Source organism: Nocardia brasiliensis, from assembly GCF_042691675.1.
GTDB classification, from domain to species: Bacteria; Actinomycetota; Actinomycetes; order Mycobacteriales; family Mycobacteriaceae; genus Nocardia; species Nocardia brasiliensis_D.
In genome coordinates, this window is the sequence record NZ_CP170507.1 from 6,526,655 (window position 1) to 6,540,017 (window position 13,363).

10 protein-coding genes and 1 pseudogene are annotated in these 13,363 nt (G+C 67.6%); 3 read left to right on the plus strand and 8 right to left on the minus strand.

The window, feature by feature from the left end:
- Positions 1-9: 9 nt before the first annotated feature.
- The 5 genes from ACFK0J_RS30035 to ACFK0J_RS30055 form a co-directional block, all read right to left on the minus strand.
- Positions 10-1,371 (minus strand): aldehyde dehydrogenase family protein, encoded by a 1,362-nt coding sequence (locus tag ACFK0J_RS30035; RefSeq protein WP_378733004.1) that lies wholly within the window; start codon positions 1,369-1,371, stop codon positions 10-12.
- Positions 1,368-2,111, minus strand: a complete 744-nt coding sequence (locus ACFK0J_RS30040) for a gamma-glutamyl-gamma-aminobutyrate hydrolase family protein (protein WP_378733006.1) — start codon at positions 2,109-2,111, stop codon at positions 1,368-1,370. The genes ACFK0J_RS30035 and ACFK0J_RS30040 overlap by 4 nt, the downstream gene beginning before the upstream one ends.
- Before the next feature lie 19 nt (positions 2,112-2,130).
- Positions 2,131-3,495, minus strand: coding sequence for a glutamine synthetase family protein (locus tag ACFK0J_RS30045; protein WP_378733008.1), 1,365 nt, complete (start codon positions 3,493-3,495; stop codon positions 2,131-2,133).
- Positions 3,496-3,569: 74 nt separating this feature from the next.
- Complete coding sequence (locus ACFK0J_RS30050) at positions 3,570-5,162, minus strand: ABC transporter substrate-binding protein (RefSeq protein WP_378733010.1); 1,593 nt, start codon at positions 5,160-5,162, stop codon at positions 3,570-3,572.
- 26 nt (positions 5,163-5,188) lie between these two features.
- On the minus strand, positions 5,189-7,123 hold the full coding sequence (locus tag ACFK0J_RS30055) for a hypothetical protein (protein WP_378733012.1): 1,935 nt from the start codon (positions 7,121-7,123) through the stop codon (positions 5,189-5,191).
- A gap of 277 nt (positions 7,124-7,400) precedes the next feature.
- Between ACFK0J_RS30055 and ACFK0J_RS30060 the strand changes: the two genes are divergently transcribed.
- Entirely contained in the window at positions 7,401-8,369 is a 969-nt protein-coding gene (locus tag ACFK0J_RS30060) for an Acg family FMN-binding oxidoreductase (protein WP_378733014.1), read from the plus strand.
- A 6-nt stretch (positions 8,370-8,375) separates the two neighbouring features.
- Here the strand turns inward: ACFK0J_RS30060 and ACFK0J_RS30065 are convergent, their stop codons facing one another.
- The 3 genes and pseudogenes from ACFK0J_RS30065 to ACFK0J_RS30075 all read right to left on the minus strand — a co-directional run bounded on the left by ACFK0J_RS30065 (position 8,376) and on the right by ACFK0J_RS30075 (position 11,564).
- Positions 8,376-9,026, minus strand: coding sequence for a response regulator (locus tag ACFK0J_RS30065; protein ID WP_378733016.1), 651 nt, complete (start codon positions 9,024-9,026; stop codon positions 8,376-8,378).
- A gap of 113 nt (positions 9,027-9,139) precedes the next feature.
- Positions 9,140-10,471: a lipase family protein gene (locus ACFK0J_RS30070; RefSeq protein ID WP_378733018.1), complete on the minus strand. Its 1,332-nt coding sequence runs from the start codon at positions 10,469-10,471 to the stop codon at positions 9,140-9,142.
- Positions 10,472-10,624: 153 nt separating this feature from the next.
- Positions 10,625-11,564: pseudogene (locus ACFK0J_RS30075) on the minus strand (lipase).
- A 260-nt stretch (positions 11,565-11,824) separates the two neighbouring features.
- Between ACFK0J_RS30075 and ACFK0J_RS30080 the strand changes: the two are divergent.
- Both ACFK0J_RS30080 and ACFK0J_RS30085 read left to right on the plus strand, forming a co-directional pair.
- Complete coding sequence (locus ACFK0J_RS30080) at positions 11,825-12,079, plus strand: hypothetical protein (RefSeq protein WP_378733020.1); 255 nt, start codon at positions 11,825-11,827, stop codon at positions 12,077-12,079.
- Positions 12,080-12,129: 50 nt separating this feature from the next.
- A complete protein-coding gene (locus ACFK0J_RS30085; RefSeq protein WP_378733022.1) occupies positions 12,130-13,071 on the plus strand; it encodes a PucR family transcriptional regulator in 942 nt (313 codons plus the stop codon).
- The last annotated feature ends 292 nt before the right edge of the window (positions 13,072-13,363 follow it).

The following is a 13,363-nucleotide window of genomic DNA, read 5'->3' on the forward strand; positions in this document are numbered from 1 at the left end:
GGGGGTAGGTCACTGCGTGGCGATGAAGACGTTCTTGGTTTCAGTGAACGCGAGCGCGGCGTCGGGCCCGAGTTCGCGACCGAGCCCGGACTGCTTGAAGCCGCCGAACGGCGTCCAATACCGCACGGACGAGTGCGAATTCACCGACAGGTTCCCGGCCTCGACGGCGCGGGAAACCCGCAGCGCCCGGCCGACGTCATTGGTCCAGATGGAGCCGGACAACCCGTACTCGGTGTCGTTGGCGATCCGGATGGCGTCGGCCTCGTCCTCGAACGGGAGCACCGCGACCACCGGGCCGAACACCTCCTCGGTGAGCACCCGGTCGGTGGGCGCGTCCGGCAGCACCACCGTTGGCGGATACCAGAATCCGGGTCCATCGGGGCGTTCGCCGGTGAACGCGATCTTGGTCGAGGGCTCGATGAACGCGGCTACCCGCTCCCGATGCGCGGCCGAGATCAGCGGGCCCATCTCGGTGGACTCCTGCGCCGGATCGCCTACCTTCACCCCACGCACGGCGGGCTCCAAGAGTTCGAGGAACCGATCGAAGACACTGCGCTGCACCAGGATCCGCGAACGCGCACAGCAATCCTGCCCGGCGTTGTCGAACACACCGTACGGCGCGGTGGCGGCCGCCCGCTCCAGATCGGCGTCGGCGAACACGATATTCGCGCTCTTACCGCCGAGCTCCAACGTCACCCGTTTCACCTGCCGCGCGCACCCGGCCATGATCTCGGTGCCCACCTCGGTCGAACCGGTGAATACCACCTTGCGCACCGCCGGATGGGTGACGAACCGCTGCCCGACCACGGAGCCCTTACCCGGCAGCACCTGGAATACGTGCTCCGGCAAGCCCGCTTCGAGCGCGAGCTCCGCCAGCCGAACAGCGGTCAGCGGGGTCAGCTCCGCGGGTTTGAGCACCACCGTATTCCCCGCCGCCAGCGCGGGCCCGAATCCCCACGCCGCGATCGGCATCGGAAAATTCCACGGCACGATCACACCGACCACGCCGAGCGGTTCGTGGAAGGTGATATCGACGCCGCCTGCCACCGGAATCTGCTGGCCGAGCAGCCTTTCCGGGATACCGGCCGCGTAGTGCAGCACATCCCGGACATTGCCCGCCTCCCAGCGCGCATTGCCGATGGTGTGGCCGGAGTTGGCGACCTCGAGGCGAGCCAGGTGCTCCAGATCCGCGTCGACGGCGTCGGCGAATCGGCGCAGCAGCCGGGCCCGATCGCCCGGGGCCACCTCGCGCCAGGCGATCGCCGCGCGCTGGGCCCGTTCGATCGCCGCGTCCGTTTCGGCTTCGCCGGTGAGCTCGACCGTGGTCACCACCTGTTCGGTCGCCGGGTTGACCACCTGCGCTGTCGTCACGAAATCCGCTCCCTTCGATAGTCTTCGGCCGCCGCGACCAGTGCCCTGATCAACCGGCGGTCGACCGCATCCACCTCGGGATGCCATTGCACGCCGACGAGAAACGGTCCGTCCGTCGTTTCCGCCGCCTCGATCGTGCCGTCCGCCGCGTGCGCGGTGGCGACCAATGCCGGGGCGAGCACATCGATCGCCTGATGATGGTGGCAGTTGGCTTTCACCTCCGGCCCGGCGATCGCGGCGACCTTGCTGCCCGCCACGGTCACCACGTCGGTGACGGTGAAGCCGCCTACGGTGCCGGAATGGTCGGCATGCCCGACGACATCCGGCAGATGCTGGATCAGCGTGCCGCCGAAGGCGACGTTCACCACCTGCAGGCCGCGGCACACCGCGAGAATCGGCAGCTCGGCGGCCCGGGCCAGCTCGAACAGTCCGAACTCGGACTCGTCCCGGTCGGGCCTGGTGTAGACGAGTGAATGTGCGGGCGCGCCGTAGCGGGCCGGTGCCACGTCGGCACCGCCGGTCAGCACGAGACCGTCGAGCCGCGCCACCAGCTCCGGACGCGCCACGCCGACCGGTGGCAGCAGCACCGGGATGCCGCCCGCCTCCGCCACCATCTGGATGTAGCTGTGCGGCAACACGGCGCTGTCGATATGCCACGAGCCGAAACGGGCAAGTTCCAGGTAGGTCGGCAGGCCGATCACCGGTCGGGGCGCACCGTCGTTCGATCCGTCAGCGCGCACGACTCCAGCGTTCGAGACCTCAGAGTCGTTCGAATCCACGAATTCGCTCCCAGTCGGTGACGGCGGCGTCGAAGGCCGCCAGCTCGACCTGTGCCGCATTGCGGTAGTGCTCCACTACATCATCACCGAACGCGGTCCGTGCCACCTTGCTGTCCCCGAAGAGCCGCGCGGCCTCGCGCAACGTGCGCGGCACCCGCGGCCGCTCCGATCGATAGGCGTTGCCGTTGAACTCCGGCTCCAACGGCAGCCGATGCTCGATGCCGTGCAGTCCGGCCGCGATGGTGGCGGCCACGGCGAGGTAGGGGTTCACGTCGCCGCCGGGCACCCGGTTCTCCAGCCGCAGCGACGGCCCGTGCCCGACCACCCGCAGCGCACAGGTCCGGTTGTCGCGTCCCCAGGCGACCGCCGTCGGCGCGAAGCTGCCCGGCACGAATCGCTTGTAGGAGTTGATGTTCGGCGCGAGCAGGTAGGTGAACTCACGCAGGCAGTCCAGCTGGCCCGCGACGAAATGCCGCATGAGCGGCGACCATCCGTTCGGCTCGTCTCCCGCGAACACCGGCTCGCCGGATTCACCGCGCAGGCTGATGTGAATGTGGCACGAGTTGCCCTCGCGCTCATTGTATTTCGCCATGAAGGAGAGGCTGCGGCCCTCCTGGGCGGCGATTTCCTTCGCGCCGGTCTTGTAGATGCTGTGGTTGTCGCAGGTGGTCAGCGCCTCGTCGAAGCGGAAGGTGATCTCGTGCTGGCCGGGGTTGCACTCCCCCTTGGCCGACTCGACATACATGCCCGCGCCGTCCATTTCGGTGCGGATGCGGCGCAGCAGCGGCTCGATGCGCGCGGTGCCGAGCAGCGAATAGTCGACGTTGTACTGGTTGGCCGGTCGCAGATCACGATAGCCCGACGACCACGCCGCCTCGTAACTGTCGTCGAAGACCAGGAATTCGAGTTCCGTCCCGACGAAGGCGCGCAGCCCGCGCTCGGCCAACCGGTCCAGTTGCGCACGCAGCACCTGCCGCGGCGAGGGCCCGACGGGCTCCCCTTCCGGGTGCACCTGCTCGACGTCGCACAGCACCAGCGCGGTGCCCGGCCACCAAGGCACCAGCCGCAGGGTGCTCAGATCGGGCCGCAGCGCGAAATCGCCGTACCCGGTGTCCCACGACGACATCGGATACCCGGCGACCGGCGTCATGTCCACGTCGACGGCGAGCAGGTAGTTGCACGCCTCGGTCGCGTGCTCCACCACCTCGTCCAGGAAATACCGTGCCGCGCAACGCTTTCCCTGCAGCCGACCCTGCATGTCGGTCATCGCGACCAACACCGTGTCGATCTGCCCCGCCTCGACCAGCTCCCGCAACCGCACCAGACTCAACATCCCGCTACGCATCCACAGCCCCTCTCGGCACCAACCGTGCTCACGCTAGAGCAAACGAGGGACATTTGTGATCGGACACACAAACTTCAGCGAACGCACTGCGGGACGGATTCACCGGGCCTTGCCTCGACGGTCGGCACGTACGGCGGGCGATCCACCGAGGTGGAGACCGGGCACAGCCGGACGACCTGGGGACCGACCCCGGTGCGGTTGCCGCTGTTGTCGAAGATGATCGGACCGCCCGCGCCGGGAACCGCCGCGTCCGGCGCGGAGAAGCCGCTGATGGTCGCGTTCACCTGACTGCGCTGCACCGGCATGGTGGCGGGCAGGCTGCGCAGGGCCGTGTCGATGGTGGTCACGGCGTCGTAGGCGTTGACAGCCCACCCGTCGCCGACATGTTCGAGGTCGAAGCCCGCATCCTTGTACGCCTGCTCGAACACAGTCCAGTTGGGGTTGATGGCCTGCGGCCCGTCCGCCCCGGCCACCAAGGTGAACAGCATCCGCACCCGGCCGTCCTTGAAGGTTTCCGAGCCCAGCGCCTTCGTCCGCAGATCTTCCAGTGCGGGGTCCGACTCGACGGTGCGCAGCCGGTTTCCGTCGGAGGTGCTGACCACCGTGACCGAGGTCGCCGCGCATTGGCCGTTCGCGTAGGCCTCGTCGAGGGCGTAGAGCAGCCTGCCGAGGTCGCGGCCGCGCGCGATGTAGGCGATGGTCACGTCTTTCGCGGTGGCGCACACGCGTTTCGCCGTCTGCGGCACGGTGCTCGGCTCCGTGGTGTCGAACTTGACCTCGAGCAAGTTGCCGCCGTATTGCCGTTGCAGGAACGGCAATGTGGTGCAGGTATAAGGGTCCGATCCACCGATCGGCACCATGATGAAGTCCGGCCGGGTGGTGACCACCGCGCCGATCGCCTTGACCTGCACGGCCACCCGGAACGCGACGCGGTAGAAGTAGTCCCGCGCGATACCGCGCGGATAGGAGATGTCCTTGTCGCAACTGTCGAATTCGGGGTCGTCGGCGCGCGAACCTTCCTGATCGAATCCCTCCGCGGTGACCACATCCGCGACCATCGGAATCTTCGCCGCGGCAAGCACTTCCGCGACCTCCGCGGTGGCCTGATGGCTGAGCCCGATGCCCGCCACCGCGACCACATCGTCGCGCCCGGCCAGCTTGCGGGCCACCCCGACCGGATCGCCGTTGCCGTTGTAGTCACCGAGCTGGCCGATGACGAGCTTCATCGGATGCAGGCACCCGGTGCCGTTGGCTCTGCGCTGACCGGCCGCCATGCCCTCCAACTCGTGCACGGCCCGGCTGCCCGCCAGTTCGTCGGTCATGGTCAGCAACACACCGACGGTCGCCGGGGTGCCGGGGCATTCGTCGGCCGCCGAGCGGTTCTGCCGGTCGATGACGCCCATCACTTGGTTGAACGCGGCGACGTCGAAAGCGTAAGGGCCTTCGGATAATCCGACACACCGGTCACCGGCCCGCCAGGCGTCGCCGTTCGGGATCCAGCTCTCGTTGCAACTGAACGCGCGGTGCAACGGCTCGCGGAAGGCGAACCCGACGCCCGCGGCCACCAGCAGCGTGAGTACCAACCCCAACCGCACCCAGTCGGTCCATGGGCGCGGGAACGACCGGTCGGGCTTCGGGATGATCCACAACCAATATCGCGATTCCACGATCGGTCTCCTTCTGCCAAAGCGAGTCACTGGAATTGGTTCGCTAGTCTGCGATATCTGTTGGCGCGCACCAGGAACGGCGCGCTATCCCGGGCATCGTCGGCCACCTTCTCGTAGCTGTGCGCGATACGCGTGCAAAGCGTCGACTTCTGTTCCGGGGTGGTGATCCGGATGTCGGATTCGAACGCGGGTACCAGCGCCACCAAGGTCGCGAGGTGCTCGTGCAGCGAGCGCGCCCGATCGGGGCCGTCGATGAGATCGCTGTCCCGCCGACCGGGGTCCGGCGTCTCGACGATGTCGTCGAACAGCTGCAACCATTCCGGGGAAGGCAACGTCGGCAGCAGATCCGCGAGCTCACCGACCACCGCGTCGCGACCGTCCAGCAGGCGAGCGTGATGCAGCCTGCTCTGACGATCGTCGGGGGCGACGCCGTCGCGCAACGTGGCGAGCACCCGCGCCCAGTCCTGCCCGTCGTTCCGGGCGATCAGCGCGCGCAGGCCGAGCAGGCGGGCCAGCGCGGGTAGCTTCTCCTCGCCGTCGGGCGTGGCAGGTGTCCACAGCGTCCGTGATTTGAACAGGGGTGAATCGTGTTCGACCCCGGCGGGCAGCAAGGGGACCAAACCCAGTGCTTCCCTTTTGCTTCGGGCCGCCGATATCGTGACGAGCGCGGTCGCCAGCTCCCTGCGCACGAGCCTGTTCACACTCAAGCCTCGACCGAAAATGCGCAGTAGATACTGCTCGACGGTAGCGCCGGATTCAGGTCCCGGGCTGCGCAGCAGGCCGTCGAGATCGTCCAGATGATCCCGCTCCTGCTTGATCCGGCGGAGTAGGCAATCGGTGGCCGCGGGGTGGCCGCGGGTGAGCCGGTAGACCGACTCACCGATCCTTTCCGACTGGTACGGATCGACTTCCTTGGCCATGAGCCGGACATCTCGCTCGCTCAACTCGGGCAGCCGCACCTGCGCCCACAACTGTCCCGTGGTCGCCATCCGGGCTGGTTCGAGCGGTGCCGACCAGACCGCGGGCGCGGGGACCTGCCCGGCCAGATTGTCCACCAATGTTCCGGAACTGACGGTTACCACCGTCAGCGGGTCGGGTAGTCGAACGCCGGTGGCCGCGATCGACTCACGGACCCGGAGCAAGGCGCTGGTGAAGGACGCGGCAGCGGGCGCGTCGCCGTCATCGATGAGCACCAAGGCGTTCGAGGTCCGCCGCTTGACCTTGGTGACGCTGGCCCGCAGATCCGCGAGCAGCGCGCCGACCAGCACATCATCGACGCCGCGTCGAATGGCCGGGTCGGTGCTTCTGGCGTTGTGGCTGAGTTCGATCAGCACCCGCTCGGCATCGTGGTGCAAGCCGAGATCTTGGTGGCTGAACCATGCGGTGTCGGCCCCCCATCTCCGCCCCCTCAACCACCCCCCGCCCAGCAATCGAGAGGCCATCGCCTCGGCGGCCAGGTTCACCATTGTGGGTGCGATGACCGCGGCGCCGGGCACGTTGACGGTGCCGGCCATCACGCCGACCATATCGCCGAGATGCCGGACGAATCCGATGAGCGCGGCGCGGCTTTGGTATCGGCTGAGCAGTGTCTTCAGCCGGGCCAGCTGCCCACCTGGCGAGAGGTCGTCGAAATCCTCGGCGATGACGATCTGGGCGATGACGAGCCGGGGGAACGCGACAGCGTAGCCGGGGATGTCGACGCTCAGCCCCAGCATGACCGCGGCCAGCACCGTCCGTACCGGATCGTTCTCGTCGAAAGGCCGGGCCAGCGGGCGGACCAGCACCGACGGCGTATGTCCGTGCCACTTGTCCATGGCCTGTTCCAGCACCGCGGTGCGGCCGGAACCACCGCAGCCTTCCACCACCAGCACCGGCTTCGGCGTCCTGGTCGCATCTCGCGCCGGAACCTCGACCAACTTATCGATCAGATCGAGCAGATCGGTGCGCCCCACGAACACCAAGCATCGCCTCCCTCGGCTTGGGCGTCACCATAACAACAACCAATGCCTGCGACAACCGGATTCAGCTCTGAGACAACGGGATTAGGGGCTAGAAGCAAACCGGGTGCCGGGTATCGGACGGAATCGAACCGACCGGCCCGGTCCTTAGGTCCCGAATATTGAGGACCTTCGGACCGGTGTCGGACCGTACGAGCGTCCGGAGACTTGGCTCGGTGGCGCGACGCGAGGCGCGAACCGATCGCGCCGCACGCGTCCACCGGAAGGATGGAACGAATTCATGGGCTCCGCACAGCCGGACGTCGACACTCTCGAGGCCGCCCTCGCGATGGCGGTTCGCGCACCATCGGTACACAACACCCAGCCGTGGCGGTGGCGGATGACGGATCGCACGATCCATCTCTATGCCGACCCGGCCAGGCACTTGGTCGCGACGGACCCGCACCAGCGCGGCCTCGTCCTGAGTTGTGGTGCGGCACTGCATCACCTGCGGGTGGCACTGGCGGTGCTCGGCTGGTCCGCCACCGTTGAACACGTGCCGGATCCGGCCGATCCGGACCACCTCGCCGCCGTCGAATTCGCACCGCACGAGCCGACACCGCCCGATTTCGAGCTCAGCGCGGCCCTCATGCACCGCCAGTCCGACCGCAGGCGCTTCAGCCCCTGGCAGGTTCCACCCGGATACATCCGGACGATCGCCACGCGCGCAGCGCAATGTGGCGCCGTGGTGCGCCATGTCCCTGACACCTTGCGCGCCAGGCTGGCGCGACCGGCCCGTGCGGCGGTGGACCAGCACGCCGAGGACGCCGAGTACCAGATCGAACTCGCTGCGTGGAGTGGGCGGCACGGCACGTCCGATGGGGTACCCGCCGTGAACAGCCCCCGACCACGGCACCAGGACGAGATCCCGGTGCGGACGTTCACCGATCCCGAACTGGTCGACCGCACCGAACATCCGGACGGCGCGGAATGGATGGTGGTCTGCACCGCCGCGGACGACCGGCTGTCCCGACTACGTGCGGGTGAGGCACTCAGCGCGCTGCTGCTGACAGCGACCCACCTGGGCCTGTCCAGTTGTTTACAAACCGAACCACTCGGTCTGCCCGAGTTGCGTGCGGACATTCGGTCCCAGCTGCTGCACGATTGCGCCTATCCGCAGGCCATGGTCCGAATCGGCTGGGTGCCGACGAACGCGGCGCCGCTGCCCCACACCCCGCGGCGGCCGATCGAGGAGGTCGTCGACCGGTAGGTGCGCTCACTCCTCGGCAGGACCCGGCAACCCGAGCTTGGCGGCGAGCACCGCGGCCTGGGTGCGTCCTTCGACGTCGAGCTTGGCCAGTAGCTGCGAGACGTAATTCTTCACGGTCTTCTCGGACAGGAACATCCGCTGCGCGATCTGTCGATTCGTCAGCCCCTCGCCCAGCATCGCGAGCACCGTGCGTTCCCGGTCGGTCAACGCCGCCAGCGGGCCGTGCTCGACGGTGGTCTGCGTGCGCAGCTTCGCCATCAGCGCGGCCGCGGCACGTTCGTCCAGCAACGACTGCCCTTCGCCGACCGCGCGAATGGCGTCGATCAGTTCGGGACCGCGAATGTCCTTGACGAGGAATCCGCTGGCACCGGCCAGGACCGCGCCGATCATCGATTGCTCATCGACAAACGAGGTCAGCATCAGGCAACGCAATCGCGGCGTCGCCGCCAGTAGATCCCGGCACAGCTCGACGCCGCTGCCGTCGGGCAGCCGCACATCGAGCACCGCGACGTCCGGTCGCAGCGGCGGCACCCGGCGACGCGCCTGCGCGCAGGTGCCCGCCTCCCCCACCACCTGGAGATCGGACTCGCCGTCGATGAGGTCGCGTATCCCGACCCGGACGATCTCGTGGTCGTCCACTAGGAACACCCTCGTCATCGCAGCACCTCCTCTCCCCCTCCGGCGGCCCTGGCCCCCATCTACCAGCAGTTACCCCAAACGAGGCCCGAGGAAACGGTGCCGACTGTCACGCGGACGCGGCGGCCGCCGGGTCACGGATGCGCACCCGGGTGTTGGCGGACCGCCCGAATCGGGCGCGCGAAGAGCATTCGAGCGAGCAGGCGGGCGAAGTCCAGGTGGCCCGTCAAGGCTCCGCGAGCGCAGGCGAGTGACCAGGAGGTCTCGGTGGTGGCGGGCGGCAGCTCGCGGTGGGCGAAGCGATCGGCGAGCCAGTCGACCATCACCGGGAGAGCGGTGTACTGCAAGAGGAGGTGGGTGCTGAGCCGGTCGCGCAGGTACCGCACGTTGGCGCCCGCCATCGTGTAGCGGGCGACCTGCGCGTCGACGTCGGCGACCGCGATCACCTCGTCGTATATGCCCTGTAGTACGAGCAGCGGCATGACCGGGGCGCGCCCGCCGGGCTCGATATCGGCCAGGACCCGCCGCAGTTCCGGTGCGGCCAGCAGTGCCGCCAGGCCGCCGCGACAGTGCTGATCGATATTGCGGCGGGCAAAGCGGTACAGCAGGGGGAACGTTGTGGTCGTCTCCGTTTCCGCGAGCCAGCCGAGATACCGCGCGTCCAGGTGGGTGCGCAGCAGCCGGTCCAGGTCGGGGTACGCGCGGCGCAGGCCCGCGGTGAAGACCGCGGCGAAACCGGCGAACAGCGAGCCGTTGAGCCGAAGGAAGGCAGCGGCCGGATCACCGACCGGCGAGGCGGCGACGGCGCCGACGATATCGAGTTCCGGGGCGTATTCGGCGGCCAGTTCCGCGGCCCACGCGGTGGCCAGCCCGCCACCCGAATAGCCCCACAGCGCCACCGGTGTGGTCGCGGTGAGACCGAGCGGCGCGAACGCCAGGCTCGCGCGGACGGCGTCCAGCGCCCGGTAGCCGGGTTCGCGCGCCACACCGAACCGACCGGCGGTGCCCTCGTGGTCGGGCACCGACACCGCCCAACCGCGGGCCAGTGCGCTGGCGATGAGCGGCAGCTCCAGTTGCGGAATCGAACCCGCCGCCCGTGCGCCACGCCGAAGCGCATAGGAGGGAAGGCATTTCGAGGCGACCGCATCGATCGCGCACTGGAACGAGACGAGCGGACGCGGCTCGGCCGGGTCGGCGCCGAACGGCAACAGCACGGTGGTGACCGCCACCTCGGGGACGAGGTCGAGATCGCAGGTCCGATAGAGCAATTGCCATGCCGAAATCCGTTGCGGAACAGTCCCGAACAAAGCCAGCTCGACCGCACGCGTACGGACGACGGCACCAGGTGGCAGTTGCCGAAGGTTGGACGGTGGCTGGTAGAACGGATCCACTTCGGGCAGTAGCGGATAGGCGGAGCGCGGTTCGACTGCGGGAACCGAGACGCCCGCGGCGGGATCGGCACTCATCTGATTCATCCTCTCCACTGGCGGCCCGCATCGTCGCGCCGCCGGTGCCGCCGCAATGCCCACCTCACGTTAACGAATCTTCGAATCGGAAATGAATTGGCGCAGAAGACAATTCGTGCGCCGATCTTTCTCCGTCGAGTGCAGTGACAACGGCTAGAGACTGCCGCTGCCGCCGATCAGCCACGGGTTGAACGTGCACTCCAGGTTCGGATACGCGACCGGATCGAGCGCGCGCAGCGCGATGGCGGCGGACCGTGGCGAGTACATGATGGTGAGGTGGTCGGAGAGGTCCTGCTCGCATCCCTCCTGCAGGGTGATGTTGTGCACCGTGGCACCGGGGCCCGGCCGCAGGAACGACCAGTCGTAGGGGTTCATCACCTGATCGAGGCGCGAGCCGACGGAGGTGTATTCGACGCCGGAAACCGTGTCCCCCTGTGCGTTCAGCGTGGCGTAGAACGGCGAGCCGAACTCGCTCAGCTGCCGCGGGGAATCCTCCATCCGGCCGACGCCGTAGCGGCCGGGCAGGATCGGCCCGAGACCGCCGCCCGCCAGCAGGCCGGAACGGCCGAAATTGAAGGCGAACACGCAGAATCCGGCGCGCGCCAGGCGGGGCGAGAGATAGGCGAAGCTGTCGTAAGCGTACCTCCGCATTCGCTCCGGCCATGCGCGGGCTGATGACGGACTCCGTCCGGCAGCGCCCTTTTTGCGTTCAGCCAGGTACCGTGCAGCAGCACCACCGGCCGTGGATGTTCGGCGGTCGGCGCGCAGCCCCAGCGGTTCGCGCCCGGTGGGGCCGCATCGGGATGGGTCAAGCCGTAGGCGAACGCCGCCAGATACGCCGACACTTCAGGCCCTCACCGAGCGTATCGGTGGCCTGGCTGAGGCTCGAGCTGCTACCGGAATTCACTATGGCCCTTGGCTGTCGACCATCTGCGGCCGGTGTCAGTCCAGCGCTGATGGAGTCCGCGAGCGTCTGTTCGATACGTGGATCACCGCTCGCCGCACCGGAACCGAGGACAGACGCCATCGTCAACCCGGCGATCACTGCGGCACCGAAGACGGTGCGCTTCGCGTTTTGCGCCTTTGCAGCCATTCAATTCACTTCCCATTCCAGCTATTTCGGCACTCCGAACGCGAGCCATCAACTGACACAAGCTGTTTCCTGGAACACACCACAGACCGAATGTGATGGGTGCCATATCGAGCCACCGCCTGAATCTATTGCCGCCGCTGCTGCCGGGTCACTGCACGCCGCAGAGAATATGTCCACAGGAAAGTTGTTGCCCGAGACAAAGTTCCGGTGGATACGCCAGTTTCCTTGCCGCGAAACCTGTCGTTGGAAACAATCGGCTCATGTCGCTCGCACTTTCTCCGCCGACCGGTAACGCGCCGCTGGTCACCCGGCTGCTCGCCCGCTGGCCGCAGATCTCCGAACGGATGCTCGCCGCGGGCCTCGGGGCCACCGCGCCGACAGCGGACCTGCCCGAGGGACATTTCACCGCCGAGGTGCTGCCCGCGATCTACGCGTGCGGCCGGGCGGTACTGCAAGCCATCGGCGAGCAGCGGGTGTTCACCAGGGCCGAGGTTGCCGCGTTCGTCGTCCGGTAGCGGAACGGCATGCCGAGGACCGGATTCCGCTGCCCCTGCTGATCGAAGCCATGCACGGATCGGCGCAATCGGTGCTGCAGGAGGCGGCGGCGCTGGCCACCGAGGGGGAAATGGAGGACCTGGTCGTCATCGGCGGCCGACTACTCGACCTGCTGATGCACATCAACATCACCGTGGTGGAGACCTACACCGAGGTCGAGCAATCGATCTACCACGCCGAGCGCGAAGCGCGGCGCGCCTTGTGTGCCGCGCTGCTCGGCGGACTACCAGCTGAAGAACTGGCCGCGCGCGCCGATACCGCACTCGCCGAGCGATACACGGTGGTGGCCATCCATATTCGGCATGACGATCAACCCCCGACCGTCGCCACCTTGATCAGCAGGCGGCGGATCAGAATTCTGCAACGTGCGTTGGACAGCCTCGCCGGCACCACGGCGCTGGCCACCTTCGACGGCTCGACCGGAATCGCGTTGCTCCCCATCGCGTCGGAGAGTGAGCTCGCCGAACAGCTGGCCGGGCAGCTCGCCGAGCAATTCGGTGTCGCGGTGTTCGTGGCCGAATACCGTTCGGTGGCAAGGGAAGCTGTGCCGCAGACCGCGCGCGATGCCACCGACCTGGCCGAACTGGCGCGGCTACTCGGCAGGCCGACCGGCGTTTATCGGCTCGATGATCTACTGCTCGAGTACCAGCTCACCAGGCCGGGCCCCGCGCGCGACCGGCTGGCCGAGCGGATGGCGCCGATCCTGGACAGTCCGCACCTGATCGAGGCGCTGGACGCGCACCTGCGCCACGGATCCGACCGTAAGGCCGCGGCCGCCGAGCTTCATGTCCACCCCAATACGTTCAGCTATCGCCTGCGCCGGGTCGCCGAACTCACCGGCATCGATCCCACCGAGCCGCGCGATTCCCGGCTGCTCGCGGCGGCGTTGACGATCCATCGGCTGTACCCGGCGGCCGACGCGAGTGCCGCGCCGCCGGGTCACCGGGTCTAGATGACGTGCCAGGCCTGCAACAGGTAGGTGATGTTGGCGGCAATGGACGTCACGACGTTCGCGAGATTCAACGCTGACGAACCCAGATCGATAATCGGCACCGAAATTCCTCCATCAGATGGGACTGCGAAATCCCTTCCAATGTAATGAATACCGACCGCGCCCGAGCTGTTCGATCAGCGGAATGCGGTGTGATCCGATCTCCGGGCGGACCTGAAACAGTAGGCCCAGCAGGCAATTCAGTGGTTCTCTAGCAGCCGCGGCGGAAATTCGGACTTCGCCCATTGTGAGA

Coding starts and splice junctions, on each gene's coding strand:
- ACFK0J_RS30085 (WP_378733022.1), top strand. CDS start 12,130: ATGCACGGATCGGCGCAATCGGTGCTGCAGGAGGCGGCGGCGCTGGCC.
- ACFK0J_RS30045 (WP_378733008.1), bottom strand. CDS start 3,495: ATGCGTAGCGGGATGTTGAGTCTGGTGCGGTTGCGGGAGCTGGTCGAG.
- ACFK0J_RS30080 (WP_378733020.1), top strand. CDS start 11,825: ATGTCGCTCGCACTTTCTCCGCCGACCGGTAACGCGCCGCTGGTCACC.
- ACFK0J_RS30060 (WP_378733014.1), top strand. CDS start 7,401: ATGGGCTCCGCACAGCCGGACGTCGACACTCTCGAGGCCGCCCTCGCG.
- ACFK0J_RS30065 (WP_378733016.1), bottom strand. CDS start 9,026: ATGACGAGGGTGTTCCTAGTGGACGACCACGAGATCGTCCGGGTCGGG.
- ACFK0J_RS30070 (WP_378733018.1), bottom strand. CDS start 10,471: ATGAGTGCCGATCCCGCCGCGGGCGTCTCGGTTCCCGCAGTCGAACCG.